Here is a 15,512-nt window from a genome sequence, read left to right as displayed (position 1 = left end):
CACCCGCGCCCTGGCCGCGGGCCCTGACCGCGGGCCTCGGCCTCGGCCTCGGCCGCGACCGTCAGCCGCTGGGCCGACGGCTGCGGTACGAGGCGATCGCGGTCAGCGCGAAGATCAGGGGCGCTCCCACCCCCATGACCGTGAAGGGGTTCAGGAACGACTCCAGCCACTCCGGCATGTCGACGAAGAGGGGCAGCAGCATCAGCACGGTCAGCGGGATGAACGCCATCATCACGGCGGCGAACCCCATCATGAGGGCCGCCTGACGTGCATCGCGTCGGTCGATGAGGACCGCGGCATGCGGGTCGGGCGCCCAGTCCTCGCCGCGCAGTTCCACCCATGAGTCGAGCAGCAGCCCGACTTCGCGCTCCACGTTCACATGAAGGTCGTCGACGAACGGCAACAGCACCTTGGCGCCGTCCCGGCCGTAGGCGTGCACGAGCACGTTGGGCGCACCGCTCTGCATGGCCGATGCCGGGTTGACCTCGGCCCTGATGTCCTGGATGTCCTCCCATGCCAACCGTCGGCGCTTCACCATGCCGCGTACATGGAGTGCCTTGATGTCCGCGATGGTCGAACAGTGCAACGTGGCATAGAAGAGCCACCCCATCAGAGCCACCCACGCCGCGAGGATGGGACAACTGAACGAGGCGGGTACCTCGGCGCCCCACAGGGCCACCAACACACTCAGTGTGCCCACGACGATCACCCAGAGGAACACATGCATCCGGGACCGTCTCATCCGGTACTCGCGCGGCAATCGTTCGTACCCCACAGCCACCCCCAGTGCGGCGTGCCCCATCCGTCGACGGGACCGATGGGGCACCATGGTGAGGCCCCAACTCCGTTGTGTCGAGGGCCCTTTGGGGATTGAGTGCGCCAGTGCGCCTCGACGCCTTTCGCCGCGTGCTCAGTTCGCTACGACCGTCCGCCGAACTGCCAGTTGTGGACCTCGATGCCGGCGTACGGGCCCGGGGTCAGGACGGTGCGGGCCGTGTCCGGGTCCGGTGCCCGGAGCAGCACCGCCGTACCCAGCCAGGTGGTGCCGTCGTCGGACAACAGCGGCCCGTACGCGATGAGTTCGTCATCCCGGTCCTGCGGTACGGCGAGGTCGGCGCCCTGCCCCGAGCCAAGGCCGAGCACCAGGTACCGGTTGCCGCCGGTCCTGCCACCGGGGAAGTCCCACATGGTGCGCCCCAGCAGGTTGCGCCACCGGCGCAGCAGCACGTCCCGGTACACACCGGCCTGGTAGCCGGGCTCGTCAAAGGCGAACGCGCGGGCGGCGGCAAGTTCCGGCAGGTCCACGATGTGCACGCTGCCGGTGGGTGCGTCGTCCCCGGTGAGGGTCGGGCCGCGGGCGATCATCTCCTTGTCGAACCGGTCCATGTAGGACCAGTGCTCCTCCAGCAACTCGTGACGCAGAGCCACGGAGTTGGGCCGATCGCGGTGGTAGCAGAAGAACTCCATGCCCCACACTCTTCACCATCCGTCGTTCGGGCAGGATCCGGTTGTCACAGGCAGGGCCCGTCATGGAGGATCAGGCGTTCGATGCGCGCGGAACTGCTGTGCGCGGCGGGGGCCTGAGGGGGCGGCGATCTTTTCCGTAGTCGTCAATGTGCTGGTCGGTCTGGTGACCAGCCTCATCGGTGGTGGGTTCGTCTGGCTCTGGGAGCGCGGCAAGCGCACCGGCCGGCTGCGCCGCAAAGCGGACTTCTTCGGCCTCGTCCCGGGGGAGACCTGCTTCATCGTCATCGGCAACAAACACAACACGCGGGGCGTCACCACGCACAAGGAAATCCGCGCCATGATCGAGGTCGCGACCCTGGCCGGCCAACTCGGCTGTGACGTCGAGACCGAGTCCAGCGAGGACTTCCGCGGCATCAACAACGACCGTACGGAGTTCTGTATCGGCGGTCCGCTCGGCGAGGCCAACCTCCGCACGGGCGGCCACCTCGCGGCCCACCTGCCCGGCGTCAGCATCCAGCCGTACGGTCAAGGTCCGGAGTCGGTGGCGTTCGACGTCGGCGGCCGACGCTACCCCTACCGGAAGAACGAGGTGGAGTACGCCCTGGTGGCCAAGTTCAGGCCACCGCAGGCGACTCGTCCGGTCATGCTGGTCTGTGGCCAGAGCTCCCTGGCCAACCAGGCCGCGATCCACTTCCTCAGAAGGAACTACCACCAAGTGGCAGACACCCTGGGCGCGGTCGACCACTACTGCCTCCTGATCAAGGTCTCGGACATCGGTACGTACGGCTTCCAGGGGGCGAGCCTCGAACGCGACGTGACCGCTGACGCGTTCACCGCCCCCTGACGTCAGTGCTGCGCCGACGGTTCTGTTCCTGACCGGAATCCGACCCTGACCCCGTCGTTACGGGCCCGTGAGCTGCGTCTCGCAGACTTGCGCCATGCCCCGCCGCCGTACCCGCCGCCCTGCTGTCGCCCTGGTCTGCCTCTGCGTGACGACCCTGCTGTTCGCGGGCTGCTCGGGCGATGACGGGAAGTCGGCGCCGGTGCCCCCTTCCCCCGCCCAGCGGGACGACGGCGAGGTCAACCGGGACGACGTGAACGGCGACGGGCACCCGGACGCGGTCGTCAACGGCTGGTACAAGGAGCCCAAGCCGGGGGGCGACTGGCACAACAACCGCTTCGTCGTCCTCGCCGCACCCGGCGGCCCGAAGCCGGGCGATGCCTTCCGCCTCGCGGAGCGCTACGCCAAGCCCGACCCCCGGGTCACCAGCTCGCCGATCACCTACGACCGGTCGACCCAGTTCACCGGGGATCTCGATGACGACGGCCACGCCGATGTCGTCGTACGCAACCTGCTGAGCCACCCCAGCGGGAAGTACACGCCCGACCAGCGCATTGTGTGGGGCGACCCCGACGGCCTCGCGGGAGTCACCAAGCTGCCCGCCGACGTCCTCCCGGCCACCGCAGCAGGGGACTTCGACGGCGACGGGGCTCTGGACCTGCTGACCCTCGCGGAGCCCGGCAGCGAGTACGACCGCAAGCCGCAGCCCGCCACCGTCCTGTACGGCCCGCTCAGCCGTGACGGCGGGGCGCCCCGCACCACTTCGACCATCGATGTGGGCCAACAGGGGTGGGTGTCCGTGGCCCACGCCGTCGTCGGCGACTTCGACGGCGACGGCCGGGACGACCTGGTCGCCAAGTCCGAGTACGACGAGGAGGATGTCCGCTTCGAGGACGACGACATGCCGGAAGACGTCATCGACGCCGTGTTCTACCGGGGTACGCCCCAGGGACTGAAGCCCGCGGGGGCCGTACCCGGCATCACGAACCAGGCCGACAGCCAGGCCCCCGTCGGCAAGCCCGTGGCCGCCGGGGACTTCGACGGCGACGGACACGCCGACATCCTCGCCCAGGTGGGCTTCAGCGAAGCCGTCGCCGTCTACGGAAGCGGTGAGGGCCCGGGCCGGGGCAGGGCCGCCGGCGATCTGGGGAAGCTGGGTGTCGTCAGCGCCGCCGCGGTCGGCGATGTCAACGGCGACGGCTACGACGACATCGCCACCCAGTCGCCGGGCGTCGATCGCCGCATCGGCGAGGTGGCGGTGGTCCTCGGCGGCAAGGACGGGCTCGACCCGGCCCGTACCGTCAAGATCGACCGGTACACGATCGGCCTCGGCGGTTCCCCGGAGCACGAAGGGGACCGCGACTTCTTCGGCTGGGACCTGCACATCGCCGACCTCGACACCGATGGCCGCGACGAGCTGCTCATCGGCACGTTCGGCTTCAACAAGCCCCGCAAGGACGCCGGTTACTGGATCCTGCGCGGAACGAAGGACGGACCGTCGAAAACGGACCACCGCTTCATCAAGACGAAGGACTTCGGCGAGAACTGACTACCTCCGTCCGCCGCATCGTCGACGTCCCGGTCGGTGAAGCTCCTCGCGGTCACCGGTGTGGCTGGTGTCCCCGGTGCCACCGCCGTCGCGGGCGATCGCGAGGCCCGGTCACGCGACCAGCCGCAGCCAGGCCGCCGCGAGTGCGGCGTGACCGGCCGGCGTCGGGTGCACGCCGTCCGCGGCCCAGTACTCCGGTCCGGTCGTCGCGGCGAGCTCGGCGAACATGCCGTCGGCGGCGAGCAGATGCGCGCCGTACTTGCGGGCCAGCTCGCGCACGACCTGGATCTTCGGGTCCAGGTCGGCCCGCCACTCCCTTCGGACCTCTTCGCCGAGGTGCATGTCGCCGACCTCGACAACGCCGCGAATCGGCAGCAGGAACGGCTCGACGAGGATCAGATCGACGCCGGCCTCGGCCAGGGGCGCGAGCAGGCGGTCGTACCCTGCCGCGAAGTCCTCCGCGGGGATCACGTAGCCGTCCGGGTCGTACGAGTGCCAGCCGACATCGTTTCCGCCGACGAGGATCGACACCACGTCCGGGCGCGCGTCGAGGACGTCCGCCTGCCAGCGGGCTTCGAGGTCCATCACCTTGTCGCCCGCGATGCCGGAGTTCAGCCACGTCACGTCCCGGTCCGGGTGCCGGAATCCCCACTCGCCCGCGACGCGCAGCGGATAGCCGAACCCAAGATGCTCCTCGCTCTCCAGCCGTTGGCAGTCGGTGATCGAATCGCCGGCGAACATCACTGTGCTTCCCGGGCGGATGGTGATTGTCATGTGTGCTCCTGTAACTCGGTTGTCGGGGTGGCTGGTTCAGACTTGCGGTGCGCCGAACCAATGGCCGGCGGCCTGCTCGAACGCTTCACGGTCAGGGTCACGATCACCTGCCCAGGCGACGGTGCCGTCAGGTCGGACCAGCACGGCACCCAGCCCGAGGTCGTTCCGCGCCGGACCGGCCACGTACCGGATCCGGCTCTCCCATCCCATCGCCGAACCGTGTAGGGATCGGGCGATGCTGAAGTTGAGCGCGACGCCTCGCCCGTCCTGCATCAGGTCGCCGAGCCGAGTGCCGTCCTCGAGACGGAGGTCCGGGGCGTTGCGGCCGACCAGCGGGTGCTCACTGCCGAGGTCGTAGCGGTTCGACGATCCCGATGTCTTCTTGAACACGTAGGTCGTTCCGTCTCGGGTCCCGAGCAGGTCGCGCAGCACTCCTTGGACCGCCTGGGCATGCGGGTCCGGCTTCATGGCCGCGGCCTGGGCGCGCGTCCAGTCGAGCACGCCCGCGCCGATCGGATGGCGCTCGCGGGTGTAGGTGTCGAGAAGCCCGTCCGGTGCGTGCCCGTGCACGGTCGCCGCGAGCTTCCATCCCAGGTTCATGGCGTCGCCGAGGCCGAGATTGAGTCCCTGCGCGCCAAGGGGGGAGTGGATGTGAGCGGAGTCGCCCGCGAGCAGGACGCGCCCCTGCCGGTACGTCGTCGTCTGCATCGCCCGATCGGTGAAGCTCGAAGCGAGATGGACGTCGGTCAGCGTCACGTCGGTGCCGGACACACGGCGCAGAACTGCCTGGAGATGTTCGCGAGTCGGCCGCTGCGAGCGGTCGAACGCGCCGCCGTCGAACTCCAGCATGCCGATGTACTCCTCCGCGGGCGTCCGGAGGTACATGCCTGTCGGCGTCAGGTTGAACCCGGGGTGCAGCTTCTCGGGATCGGCGATGGGCGCGAGCAGGACGTAGCCGGTGAACTGCGGCTCGGTGCCGACGAATTCGAAGCCCGCGAGCCCACGCACCGTGCTGCGTCCACCGTCGCAGCCGACGACCCAGCGCGCGGCGTACTCGTGCCAGCCTGCTTGCACGACCACGCTCTCGCCGTCCTGCGCGACGGCTGAGACCGTGACGCCCCGCCTGACCTCCACGCCGAGCTTGGACGCCCGCTCGGACAGCACCGTCTCGACGGCTTCGAGGCTCGTCATCACTCCCTCCGATGCCGGGCCGGCAAGCCGGAACGGCAGGGCAGTGACGTCGACCTGGGCCGGATCGAGCATCATGCCTGCGAAGTGGCCCACGCCCCGAGGTGGTGACGGCTCGTCCGTGTCGGGGTTCGCGGCGGGACCGTCGTGGACGCCCGACGCTCTCAGCAGCGGGTGAAGCATCTCGCGGCGGTAGAACGCCTCGACCGACGCGGCGGACAGGCCCCGCATCCCGAGCGGGTCCGCCTTCCACGGGGAGCGGAGTTCCGGCGCCCGCTCGAGCACCAGGACAGAGCAGCCCGCGAGGCCAAGCTCGCAGGCAAGGAAAAGACCAACCGGGCCGGCGCCCACAATCACTACGTCATGCACGAAACTCCCCTTCCGAAGCCTCTGCTGTCCGAGGCACGCAAAGACTGACGCCAGCCGCTCACACGGGGCACACACGGCGCTGACATGGGGGCACATGGCGCTGACACTCCCGTCCGGTGCCTTCCGGTACTGGCGTGGACAGGGAAGTCAGGCACCGCTGTCCTGATTTGGGGATCGAGGGTGCCCGCGCGAAGATCGGGGGATGGATGGGGATGCGCGGCTTCGCATCACGCTGCTCGGCGCCTTTCAGGCGTCTCGCGGCGACACTGTCCTGCCCGTTGCCGGCGCGCGGTTGCAGGGTCTGGCCGTGCGGCTGGCGCTCGCCGGCGGTCGTACGGTCCCGCAAGGCGTCCTGGTGGACGCGATCTGGGCCGAGGATCCGCCGGCCGGCCCCGCCCACGCTCTGCAGGCCCTTGTCTCGCGGCTGCGCCGGACCTTCGGCTCGGCCGACTGTGTCGCGCAGATCGCGGGCGGCTACCGGCTGGACGTGGACGCGGCCGACGTGGACGCACTGCGGTTCGAGCGACTCGCCGCCACCGGCCGTGACCGCCTGCGCGCCGGCGACCCCAGCGCCGCGGCGGCCGTACTCGGCGAAGCCGTGGCGCTGTGGGGCGACCGTCCCGGCGCTGAGCCCTCGCTCATCGTCGCGGTGGCGCCTGCCACCGCGACCCGGCTGGCCCACGCCTCGGTCGAGGCGGTCGCCGACCTCGCCGACGCCGAACTGTCCCTCGGCCGCGCCGATGCGGCCGCCGCCCGCCTGACCGCACTGCTCGCCGAGCACCCCGTCCACGAGCGGGCGGCCGCGCTGCTCATGGACGCGCTCGCCGCCCAAGGTCGCCAGGCCGATGCCCTGGCCCTGTACGAGCGGATCCGCGAAAGTCTGGCCGGCGACCTCGGCACCGACCCGGGCGCCGCCCTGCGCGAGCGCCACCTGAGCCTGCTGCGCGCGGAGCGGCCCGCCCCGGACACCGACGCCTGGCAGACCAGGCCGAGCAACCTGCCCGCCCCGTTGACCAGCTTCATCGGGCGCGACGACGACCTCGCCAGGATCGACACGCTGCTCGCCGCCGGGCGCCTGGTCACCGTGCTCGGTCCCGGCGGCGCCGGCAAGACCCGGCTCGCCGTCGAGGCCGCCCGCCACCACCGCCACGAGTACCGCGACGGCGCGTGGATGATCGATCTCGCCTCGGTGACCGAGCCGGCCAAGGTCGGCGCGGCCCTGCTCGCCGGGATCGGGCTGCGCGGCGGCGTGATGTTCGAGGCCCGGACGCGAGTGGAGGGCGACGAACTGGACGTACTCGTCGACCAACTCGGCGGCCGGGAGAGCCTGTTGCTGGTCGACAACTGCGAGCACCTGATCGACGCCGTGGCCCACCTGGTCGCGGCACTGCTGTCCCGCTGCGCCGGGCTGCGCGTGCTCGCCACCAGCCGCGAACCCCTCGCGGTCGACGGCGAGTCACTCGTGCCTCTCGGCCCGCTCGCCCTGCCCGGCCCGGACGACGGCGTCGAACAGGCCCGACGGGCGGCATCGGTACGCCTGTTCAGCGAGCGAGCCGCGGCCGTACGCCCCGGCTTCGAGGCCGACGAGACGACACTGCCCGAGATCCGGCGGGTGGTCCGCAGCCTGGACGGCATGCCACTGGCACTCGAACTGGCCGCGGCCCGACTGCGGACGCTGTCCCTGCCCGAACTCGCCGACGGGCTCTCCGACCGGTTCCGGCTGCTCAGCACCGGCAACCGCACCGCGCTGCCCCGGCACCGCACATTGCGCGCGGTCATCGCCTGGAGCTGGGACCTGCTGAGCGTGCACGAACGTACGGTCGCCGAACGCATTTCGATCCTGCCCGGCGGCGTCACGCCCGCCTCGGCCACCGCGGTCTGCGCCGACACCGCAGTGCCGGCCGCCGAAATCCCCGAGCTGCTCGCCGGCCTGGTCGACCGCTCGCTGCTGCAGCTCGCGTCCGCCCCGGGCCGCTACCGCATGCTGGAGACGCTGCGCGAGTACGGCACCGACCGCTTGACCGAGATGGGCGACCTCGGCACCGCACGCGATCTGGCCGCCGGCCACTTCGCCGAGCTGATGGCCCGCCACGACCCGCAGCTGCGTGGGTCCGGCCAGCTCGCGGCCATACGAGTCATCGGCACCGAGTACGACAACACGCTCGCGGCCCTGCGTCGGCGGTGCGACACCGGTGACGCTCCCGGTGCGGTCGCCCTCGCCCTGAACCTGACCTGGTACTGGCAGATGTTCGACCGGCAGTCCGACGCGGCCTACTGGCTGGGCGAGGCTCTGTCGGTGCCAGGCGGAGAGCCGACGCCCGACCGAGACTGCGCCCGCGCGATCCGCCTGCTCAACCAGGTCGACGCCTGGCAGGGGACAACCGCTGATGATGCCGCCAGCGGCGACCAGGCCGAGCTGCGAGAGCTGGCCGACCGGTTGCTCTCGTACCCGGAGCTGCCCGGCCCGTACGGCGCGCTCGCCGCGCTCCCGCTGGCGTTCCTGCAGGGGGAGAGGACCACGCCCGCGCTTGTCGAGCGCCTGGCCGACAGCGACGACGTGTGGCTGTCCGGGCTGGCCCGCATGTTCCGGGCCCAGTTCGCCGAGAACGCGGGCGAGCTCGACGGGATGCGCACCGACGTCGAAGCGGCCCTGGTCTGTTTCTGGCAGGTCGGCGACCGCTGGGGCCAGGCCAACGTGCTGCCGTTGCGTGCCCAGTTGAGGCAGTACGACGACGACCTCGACGGCGCGTTGGCCGACCTGCGCGAAGCCCGGTCGCTGGCAGGTGAGTTCGGCTCGCTCAGCCTCGGCGACGAGGTGTTCGGCGACCTGCGCTGGATCGACCTGCACCTGCGGCGCGGCGATACAGACCTGGTGATCGCGATGATCGACTCTGCCCGGGAGCGGGCGCTGCGCGCTGACTCGCGGGAGATGCTGCTTCTGGTCGACGCGTGGGAGGCCGTCCTGTGGGTGCGGCTCGGCGACCTGGACCGGGCACGGGAACTGCTCGACAGAGCTGAAAGGGGCCTGCACGGCGACCCCCCGTTCCCCGGTGACCACGGGCGGACGCTGGTCGGCAGCGCACGCGCCTCGCTCTGCCTGGTGACGGGCGACTTGGCCGGTGCGGCGAGGGCGCTGGCGAAGGCGTACGCGGCGGCGCTGGAGACCCGGGACCTGCCGATCCTGTCGCTGGTCGCGGTCAACACGGCCGCGCTCGCCGAGGCGCACGGTCGGCACCACGAGACCGCCGTCCTGCTCGGCGCCGCCTCCCGGCTGCGCGGCGCCCACGACCGCACCGATCGCCAGGTTCGCCACCTCACCCGCCGGGGGCGGGCCGCGCTGGGCGAGGAAGCCTTCGCCGCGGCGTACGGGAAGGGTTGGGAACTGGACGCGAAGACCGCCGTGACGGAAGTGGATCCGGCCCGGCTGTCCCCGGAACTTGGGACGGCTCACCTGGATCCCGACTGATTTGGCCGGGCAGGGCGAAGCGCGTCGGCGGGGGAGCGCCGTCCAGTGGGTGCGGGCCGGATCGTCCGCCGGGTCAGGGCACGGTGATGACGATCTTGCCGCGCGCGTGGCCGTTGGCGCTGACCTCGTTCGCTGTGGAGGCCTCCTTCAGCGGGAACACGGCGTGCAGCGGGACGTTGAGGCGGCCGTGATCGGCAAGGTCGGCCGCCAACGGAAGTCCCGCCCAGCCTGTCGGCTCACCTGTTCCGGAGCGGGAGAACCGCACTCCGTGCCGATCGGCGTCGAAGTCTGCGATCGTCACGACGCGGTACGGGTCTCCGGCGATGGCCACCAGTTCGGCAAGGGAGCCCTTCCCGGCCGCGTCCAGAACCACGTCGACACCGTGCGGAGCCGGCGGGGCAAGGCGATCGGCCAGACCGGGCCCGTAGGCGACCGGTAGGACGCCGAGTTGGTCGAGGAAGCCGTGGTTGGGTTCGCTCGCGGTGCCGATGACGAAGAGGCCGCGGGCGTGGGCGAGTTGCGCGGCGATGGTGCCGACGCCTCCTGCGGCACCATCGATCAGGAAGGTCATGCCCTCGGTGGCTTCCAAGGCGTCCAGTACGCGCGTGGCCGTGTCGATGTTGCCCGCGGCGCCACCGGCTTCCTCGAAAGACCATGACCGAGGCTTGGGTGCCCACGCCTCCAACACGGCGTACTGGGCCGCGGCCCTCCCAGATCCGTGAAGGGGACGAGACCGAAGACCGCGTCTCCTACGGCGGTGCCGGTCACCCCCTCGCCCAACTCGGCGACGATCCCCGCGGCATCCAGGCCGGGGATGTGGGGGAAGTCCAGGGAGACGATGTCCTGCAGTATCCCTGAGCGCAGGTAGGAGTCAGCAGGGGTGACACCGGTGGCACGCACCGCGATGCGAACCTGACCGGGACCGGCGTGGGCTCATCAGCCTCCTCCACTCCGAGGACCTCGGGGACGCCGTAGCGGTGGTACTGCACAGCAAACACGGACAACCTCCGTACACATGACAAGTCGTTCAGAAGGCGGGCTCGCAACCCTCACCTCTGCGGCAGAGCGCCGGCTGCGGGGCACCGCGGCACCAGATCACGCCAACCGGCTAAACGGACGACCTCTTCCGTTTGTGGTTAAGTGAGAGACATGCCTGCTCAACCGTCTCGGAACCCGCCCTCCACCGCCTCCGGCACGTGAGCCACGGGACAGAGAGCCGACGCCAGGCACAACCGCGCCCGGCTCCTCCAGGCCGCCCGCGAGGCGTACGCACTCAATGGCACCGACGTGCCCTCCAGCGCGATCGCGCGCAGAGCAGGTGTGGGTGCCGCCACCCTCTACCGGCACTTCCCGACGCGCGGCTCGCTGATCGCCGCGGCGTTCTCCGAACAACTGGCCCAGTGCGTAGCAGCCCTCGACGAGGCGCTGCAGGACGACGACCCCTGGCACGGTTTCTGCTCCGTCCAAGGGCGATGAGTTTCGCCGTGGTCGCCAGTCCCTATCCACACAAGCGATCACCACACTTGAGGAGAGCACCATGACGGTCACCTACACGTTCGACGTCTTCTGCAGCCTCGACGGCTTCGGCGCTGCCGGCGGCGACTGGACCGGCTACTGGGGCAAGCAGGGTCCCGAGCTCCTCGACCACCGCCTCGGCCTGTACGGCGAGGAGCAGCGGATGGTCTTCGGGGCCAACACGTATCGGGAGTTCGCGCAGATGCTGGCATCGAGCACCGAGGAGTCCGAGGTGCGTGACCCGTGGGTCACGCGGATGAGGAACCTGCCGGCAACGGTGGTCTCGACCACACTGGAGGGACCTCTCGACTGGCCGGATGCGAACGTCGTGAGCGGTGACGCCGTCGACGTCGTCGCCCGGCTCAAGGAGGAGTCCGAGGTGCCGTTGCGCTCGCACGGCAGCCTGTCGATGAACCGGGCGCTGATGGCCGCCGGTCTGGTCGACCGCGTCCAGGTGACGCTCTTCCCTGTGATCACCGGTCAGAGCGGGCTGGCCCCGATCTTCCAGGGTGCGGCCGACTTCGACCTGGAGCTGATCGAGCACAGGACGCTCGACGGCCACATCCAAGAGCTCATCTACCGGCCCACACTGCATGCCTGAGTCCGTCCATGCACGATCAGGGCAAGGGCACGTATCCGGGGGAAACCCGAACCAGGGCAGTTGGGGGTAGCACGAGTGACCCCGTCGGTGGTCGTGTCGAGGATGGACGGCATGTCATCCTTCGCTCTTCCACGCCGCGAGTTTCTGGCAGCAACTGCTCTGGCGATGTCGCCGCTGGCGGGTGCGCCTGCCGCCCGGGCCCAGTCCCGGCCGGCCCGCCGTTCGGCGATCCGGCTCCGTCTTCCCGAGCCGACGGGACCGTGCACGATCGGTACGGTCTCACTGCGGCTGTTGGACCGTACTCGGCCCGACCCGTGGGTGCCGTCGGTGCGTCACCGCGAGCTGATGATCAGTGTCTGGTATCCGGCTCTCGCACCACGCCGATGGCAACGCCTCGCGCCGTACATGGAGCGCGGTGCGGCTGAGCGATTCGATGCCCTGGAGCCGCATCGCATCCCGTCGGGCACGGTGGACTGGGCGGGCACCCGAACGCACGCCTACCATCAGGCGCCCGCGGACCCACGCGGCGGGCGTCGGCCGGTGGTGGTGTATTCGCCGGGTGTCGGCGACCCTCGCTCCTGGGGCACCGTGCTGGCCGAGGAACTGGCCAGCCACGGCTACGTCGTTGTCACCGTCGACCACACCTACGAGCCTCCAGGCGTGCGGTTTCCAGACGGCTCGGTCAAGACGAACGAGGTTCTGCTCGAGGAATTCGCGCGGGCTCAGCGTGAGGGCACTGTTCCCGCTCTGCTGGAGAAGACGTTGCGCGCCCGGGTCGACGACGCCCGCTTCGTGGTGCATCGGCTCGGCACGCTGCCGCACGGGCTGTCGGACGTGCTCGACACCCACCGGGTCGGCCTGGCCGGCCAGTCGGGAGGCGGATTCACCGCCGCTCAGAGCATGTACGAGGACCGGCGGATCCGAGCCGGGATCGACCTGGACGGCACCCTGGAGTTCAACCAGGAACCCAACGGAACCAATCTCTCGCCCGTTGCCACCCACGGCCTGGACCGCCCCTTCCTCCTGATGGGCCGTGAAGGCAGCGACCACGCGCGAACCGAGCCGTCATGGGCGGCGTTCTGGTCGCACGGCACCGGATGGCGCCGCGACCTGACCCTGCGCGGCTCCCGGCACCAGACGTACACCGATCTCGCGGCAGTCATGCCCCAGACCGGCCTCGGCCAGGACATCGTCGAAGAGACCATCGGCACGATCGACCCCACCCGTGCGGTCACGGTGATCCGAACCTGTGTCACCTCGTTCTTCGACCGCTGGCTGCGAGACCACAACGACCATGTTCTGGACGGTCCCTCAGCGAGTCTCCCCGATGTCACCTTCGTCTGCTGAGCGGCCGTGCCACCTCCCGCACCCGCTGAGCCTGTTCAGTACGGCCACTGCTCGGATGACGCCGACCGGCTGTGCAACGCATGAGGCGCCCGTGCCGTGCGGTGGGTTCCACAAGGGCGCCAACGACCTCACCCACGGCGAGCAGGTGCATCAGCTCACCAGTGCGCGCGACCGGATCGAGCGAGTTGGCACTTGGATCTTCCCTCAGCGTTGGCGGCTGTTCCGCCGCAGCGGCTCGAACCGTGCCGACCGCGCTGGAAAGATCACCGTGCGTCGGCTCGACCCGGCCACTCACCTCGGCCGACCAGCTACATCAGCCCGGACGTCCTGCTGCCCGACGGCCGCAGCTACCTGGACCGCACGACCGACACCGTGATCGAGATCGTCCGCGCCCGCCACAGCGCGCCCGCGGCGACGGACGGTCCGCTGCCGTGAGGGCGTCAACCAGAGCCAAAACAGCAGGCTAGATCCTGGGTTCCGGCACGTTCTCGACAGCGGGGTCGGCATCGAGTCCGGCGACCAGGCCGCGCAGGAGGGGGCCGTACTCGGGGTGGGAGAGGGCGAACGCCATCTGGGCGACGAGGTAGTCGGCCGGGTTCCCGGTGTCGTACCAGCGGCCCTTGATGACCTGGCCGTACACCGCGCGGGTGGAGGCGTAGGCGTTGATGGCGTCGGTCAGATAGACCTCGCCGGTCCTGTGCTCGTACCAGCGGCGTGTCTGCTCGCGCAGTTCGTCGATGATGCCGGGGGTCACGACGTAACCGCCGATGGCCGCGTACGACGACGGGGCGGCCTTGGGGTCGGGCTTCTCGACCAGGCCGGTGATCCGCAGCTGGCCGTCCCCGAGGTCCTCCTTGACGATGGGCACGCCATAGCGCTGGGAGTCGGTGGGGTCCATCGGCATCAGGGCCAGCACGGGGCAGCCGGTCTGCTCGTACGCGCGGATCAGCTGCTGGGCGCGGGGGACCTCGGCCACGAAGACGTCGTCGGGCCACAGCACCAGCACCGGCTCGTTGCCGAAGGCGCGGGCGGCGTTCAGCACCGGGGTGCCGTTGCCGTACGGGCCGTACTGGTCCAGGTAGGTGATGTGGCCCTGGCGGGCGAGCTCCGCGACCTCCTCCACGGCGTCCGCGTAGCTCGTCTTGCCGTCCTCGCGGAGTTGTTCGACGAGGGCGGGGTTCGGGCGGAAGTGGTCCTGGATGAGGCTCTTGCCGCCGGACACGACGATGGTGATGTCGGTGATGCCGGAGTCCACCAGCTCGCGCACGGTGTGCTCGATGACCGGCTTGTCGCCGACCGGGAGCATCTCCTTCGGCGTCGCCTTCGTGAGCGGCAGTAGACGGGAGCCGAGTCCGGCGGCGGGGATCACGGCCCTGCGAATCGTCGGGGACATCAGATCTCTCCCGGTCGAGCGGCACACCGCACCGGCCGGCACGGCACACGCCGACGCTACCAACGCGCACGGCTCCCGTGGTCAGAGGTCCAGCAGATCCTGCGTCCGTGCGGGCGGGTAGGTGTCCACCGATCCGGGTCTCTCCGAGACCGCGCTCCAGGACTCGCCGGCTGTCCTCCGCGCGGCGACGCGTTCTCGACCGATAGACGACGTGTGCGTGGCGTCAGCGCGAGCCCCGTAGTCCTACGGCGGCTGTCAGTGATTCCAGGGCGCCGGCCTGGGTGCGCCGGTCCGGCGGGTTGGGGCCTGTGCCGGACCAGCGCTCGCCGAGGCGCTTGAGGGGGTCTCGGTCGGTGGTCGAGATCGAGTCGGTACGCGCGCTCCCGGTTCCACCACACTCCACCGCCGCACGTGCTCGGATCCCAGCTTGCTGACCTGGTGATCTCTGTGGCCCAGACGCGGCAACCCTGTTTGGTGACGCGTGTGAGAGGTGGGGAGCTCCCGGCGGCTTGTTCCGGCGGGAGTTCTGTGTGTGGTGGTAGCGCGTGCTTTGCGGTGGCCAACGGTGTCTTGGGTGTGCTTCGGCTCGCTGCTTTCCGAGTTCGGCGGGGAGACAGCGACACGTGCTGCGTCACGTTTTACTGGTTGCACTTTCGAATCGGCAATCTCTGGCTGGTGGTGCTACCGGCAGGTATGGGATTCAGAGGCCAACGCAGTCGTGTGTATGCCAGATCGAGGGCGTATGTATGTCGGTACGCAGCGGCATGTACAAGTAGGCAAACAGGTCGCGCCAGTGTGGAGATTCCGGCCGTTTCAATCTATGAGTGGTGCCCGCAAAAGGGGTAAAACGGGTCGATTCGACTGCTGTAAAGCAACATCAAACGCCCGTTAAATGCCCAATTCACTCGGAAGGTTGACAGTGTCCAGTTCGGCTTGAGAGGGTCAAGTGGATCAACATTGTTGTCAAATTGCTTAATTTAGTTGCTCCTGGTGTGGAGCGCG

General features: G+C 69.8%; 11 protein-coding genes and 2 pseudogenes. 7 read left to right on the top strand and 6 right to left on the bottom strand.

The window, feature by feature from the left end:
* Window positions 1-61: 61 nt before the first annotated feature.
* Together QF035_RS02065 and QF035_RS02060 are read right to left on the bottom strand one after the other, a co-directional pair.
* Window positions 62-727: a PH domain-containing protein gene (locus QF035_RS02065; RefSeq protein WP_307517728.1), complete on the bottom strand. Its 666-nt coding sequence runs from the start codon at window positions 725-727 to the stop codon at window positions 62-64.
* A 191-nt stretch (window positions 728-918) separates the two neighbouring features.
* A complete protein-coding gene (locus tag QF035_RS02060) occupies window positions 919-1,467 on the bottom strand; it encodes a YciI family protein (protein ID WP_307517726.1) in 549 nt (182 codons plus the stop codon).
* A 163-nt stretch (window positions 1,468-1,630) separates the two neighbouring features.
* Between QF035_RS02060 and QF035_RS02055 the strand changes: the two genes are divergently transcribed.
* Window positions 1,631-2,311 (top strand): hypothetical protein, encoded by a 681-nt coding sequence (locus QF035_RS02055; protein ID WP_307517725.1) that lies wholly within the window; start codon window positions 1,631-1,633, stop codon window positions 2,309-2,311.
* Between the two features lie 94 nt (window positions 2,312-2,405).
* Window positions 2,406-3,857, top strand: coding sequence for an FG-GAP repeat domain-containing protein (locus tag QF035_RS02050; protein ID WP_307517724.1), 1,452 nt, complete (start codon window positions 2,406-2,408; stop codon window positions 3,855-3,857).
* A 111-nt stretch (window positions 3,858-3,968) separates the two neighbouring features.
* Here the strand turns inward: QF035_RS02050 and QF035_RS02045 are convergent, their stop codons facing one another.
* Window positions 3,969-4,631, bottom strand: a complete 663-nt coding sequence (locus QF035_RS02045) for a GDSL-type esterase/lipase family protein (protein ID WP_307517723.1) — start codon at window positions 4,629-4,631, stop codon at window positions 3,969-3,971.
* A gap of 36 nt (window positions 4,632-4,667) precedes the next feature.
* Window positions 4,668-6,188 carry an FAD-dependent monooxygenase gene (locus QF035_RS02040; RefSeq protein WP_307517722.1) on the bottom strand — a complete coding sequence of 507 codons (1,521 nt, stop codon included), beginning with the start codon at window positions 6,186-6,188 and terminating at the stop codon, window positions 4,668-4,670.
* Window positions 6,189-6,390: 202 nt separating this feature from the next.
* Between QF035_RS02040 and QF035_RS02035 the strand changes: the two genes are divergently transcribed.
* On the top strand, window positions 6,391-9,654 hold the full coding sequence (locus tag QF035_RS02035; RefSeq protein WP_307517721.1) for a BTAD domain-containing putative transcriptional regulator: 3,264 nt from the start codon (window positions 6,391-6,393) through the stop codon (window positions 9,652-9,654).
* A 73-nt stretch (window positions 9,655-9,727) separates the two neighbouring features.
* On the opposite strand, the pseudogene QF035_RS55605 reads toward QF035_RS02035, so the two are convergent.
* A pseudogene (locus QF035_RS55605) lies at window positions 9,728-10,652 on the bottom strand (NADP-dependent oxidoreductase).
* A gap of 151 nt (window positions 10,653-10,803) precedes the next feature.
* On the opposite strand from QF035_RS55605, the pseudogene QF035_RS02020 reads away from it, so the two are divergent.
* From QF035_RS02020 to QF035_RS02005, 4 genes and pseudogenes are all read left to right on the top strand, one after another.
* Window positions 10,804-11,118: pseudogene (locus QF035_RS02020) on the top strand (TetR/AcrR family transcriptional regulator); the annotation flags it as partial.
* 73 nt (window positions 11,119-11,191) lie between these two features.
* Window positions 11,192-11,770 (top strand): dihydrofolate reductase family protein, encoded by a 579-nt coding sequence (locus QF035_RS02015; RefSeq protein WP_307517718.1) that lies wholly within the window; start codon window positions 11,192-11,194, stop codon window positions 11,768-11,770.
* Between the two features lie 111 nt (window positions 11,771-11,881).
* A complete protein-coding gene (locus QF035_RS02010; RefSeq protein ID WP_307517716.1) occupies window positions 11,882-13,117 on the top strand; it encodes an alpha/beta hydrolase family protein in 1,236 nt (411 codons plus the stop codon).
* A gap of 192 nt (window positions 13,118-13,309) precedes the next feature.
* Window positions 13,310-13,552 (top strand): hypothetical protein, encoded by a 243-nt coding sequence (locus QF035_RS02005; RefSeq protein ID WP_307517712.1) that lies wholly within the window; start codon window positions 13,310-13,312, stop codon window positions 13,550-13,552.
* 28 nt (window positions 13,553-13,580) lie between these two features.
* On the opposite strand, the gene QF035_RS02000 is transcribed toward QF035_RS02005, so the two are convergent.
* The gene (locus QF035_RS02000; protein ID WP_307517709.1) at window positions 13,581-14,510 is read right to left on the bottom strand and encodes a UTP--glucose-1-phosphate uridylyltransferase; all 930 of its coding nucleotides are present in this window, start codon (window positions 14,508-14,510) and stop codon (window positions 13,581-13,583) included.
* Between the last annotated feature and the right edge of the window lie 1,002 nt (window positions 14,511-15,512).

It is taken from the genome of Streptomyces umbrinus, from assembly GCF_030817415.1.
Taxonomy (GTDB): Bacteria; Actinomycetota; Actinomycetes; order Streptomycetales; family Streptomycetaceae; genus Streptomyces; species Streptomyces umbrinus_A.
Note: the sequence above shows the minus strand (reverse complement) of the source record. Positions and strands in the feature narration are given on the sequence as shown.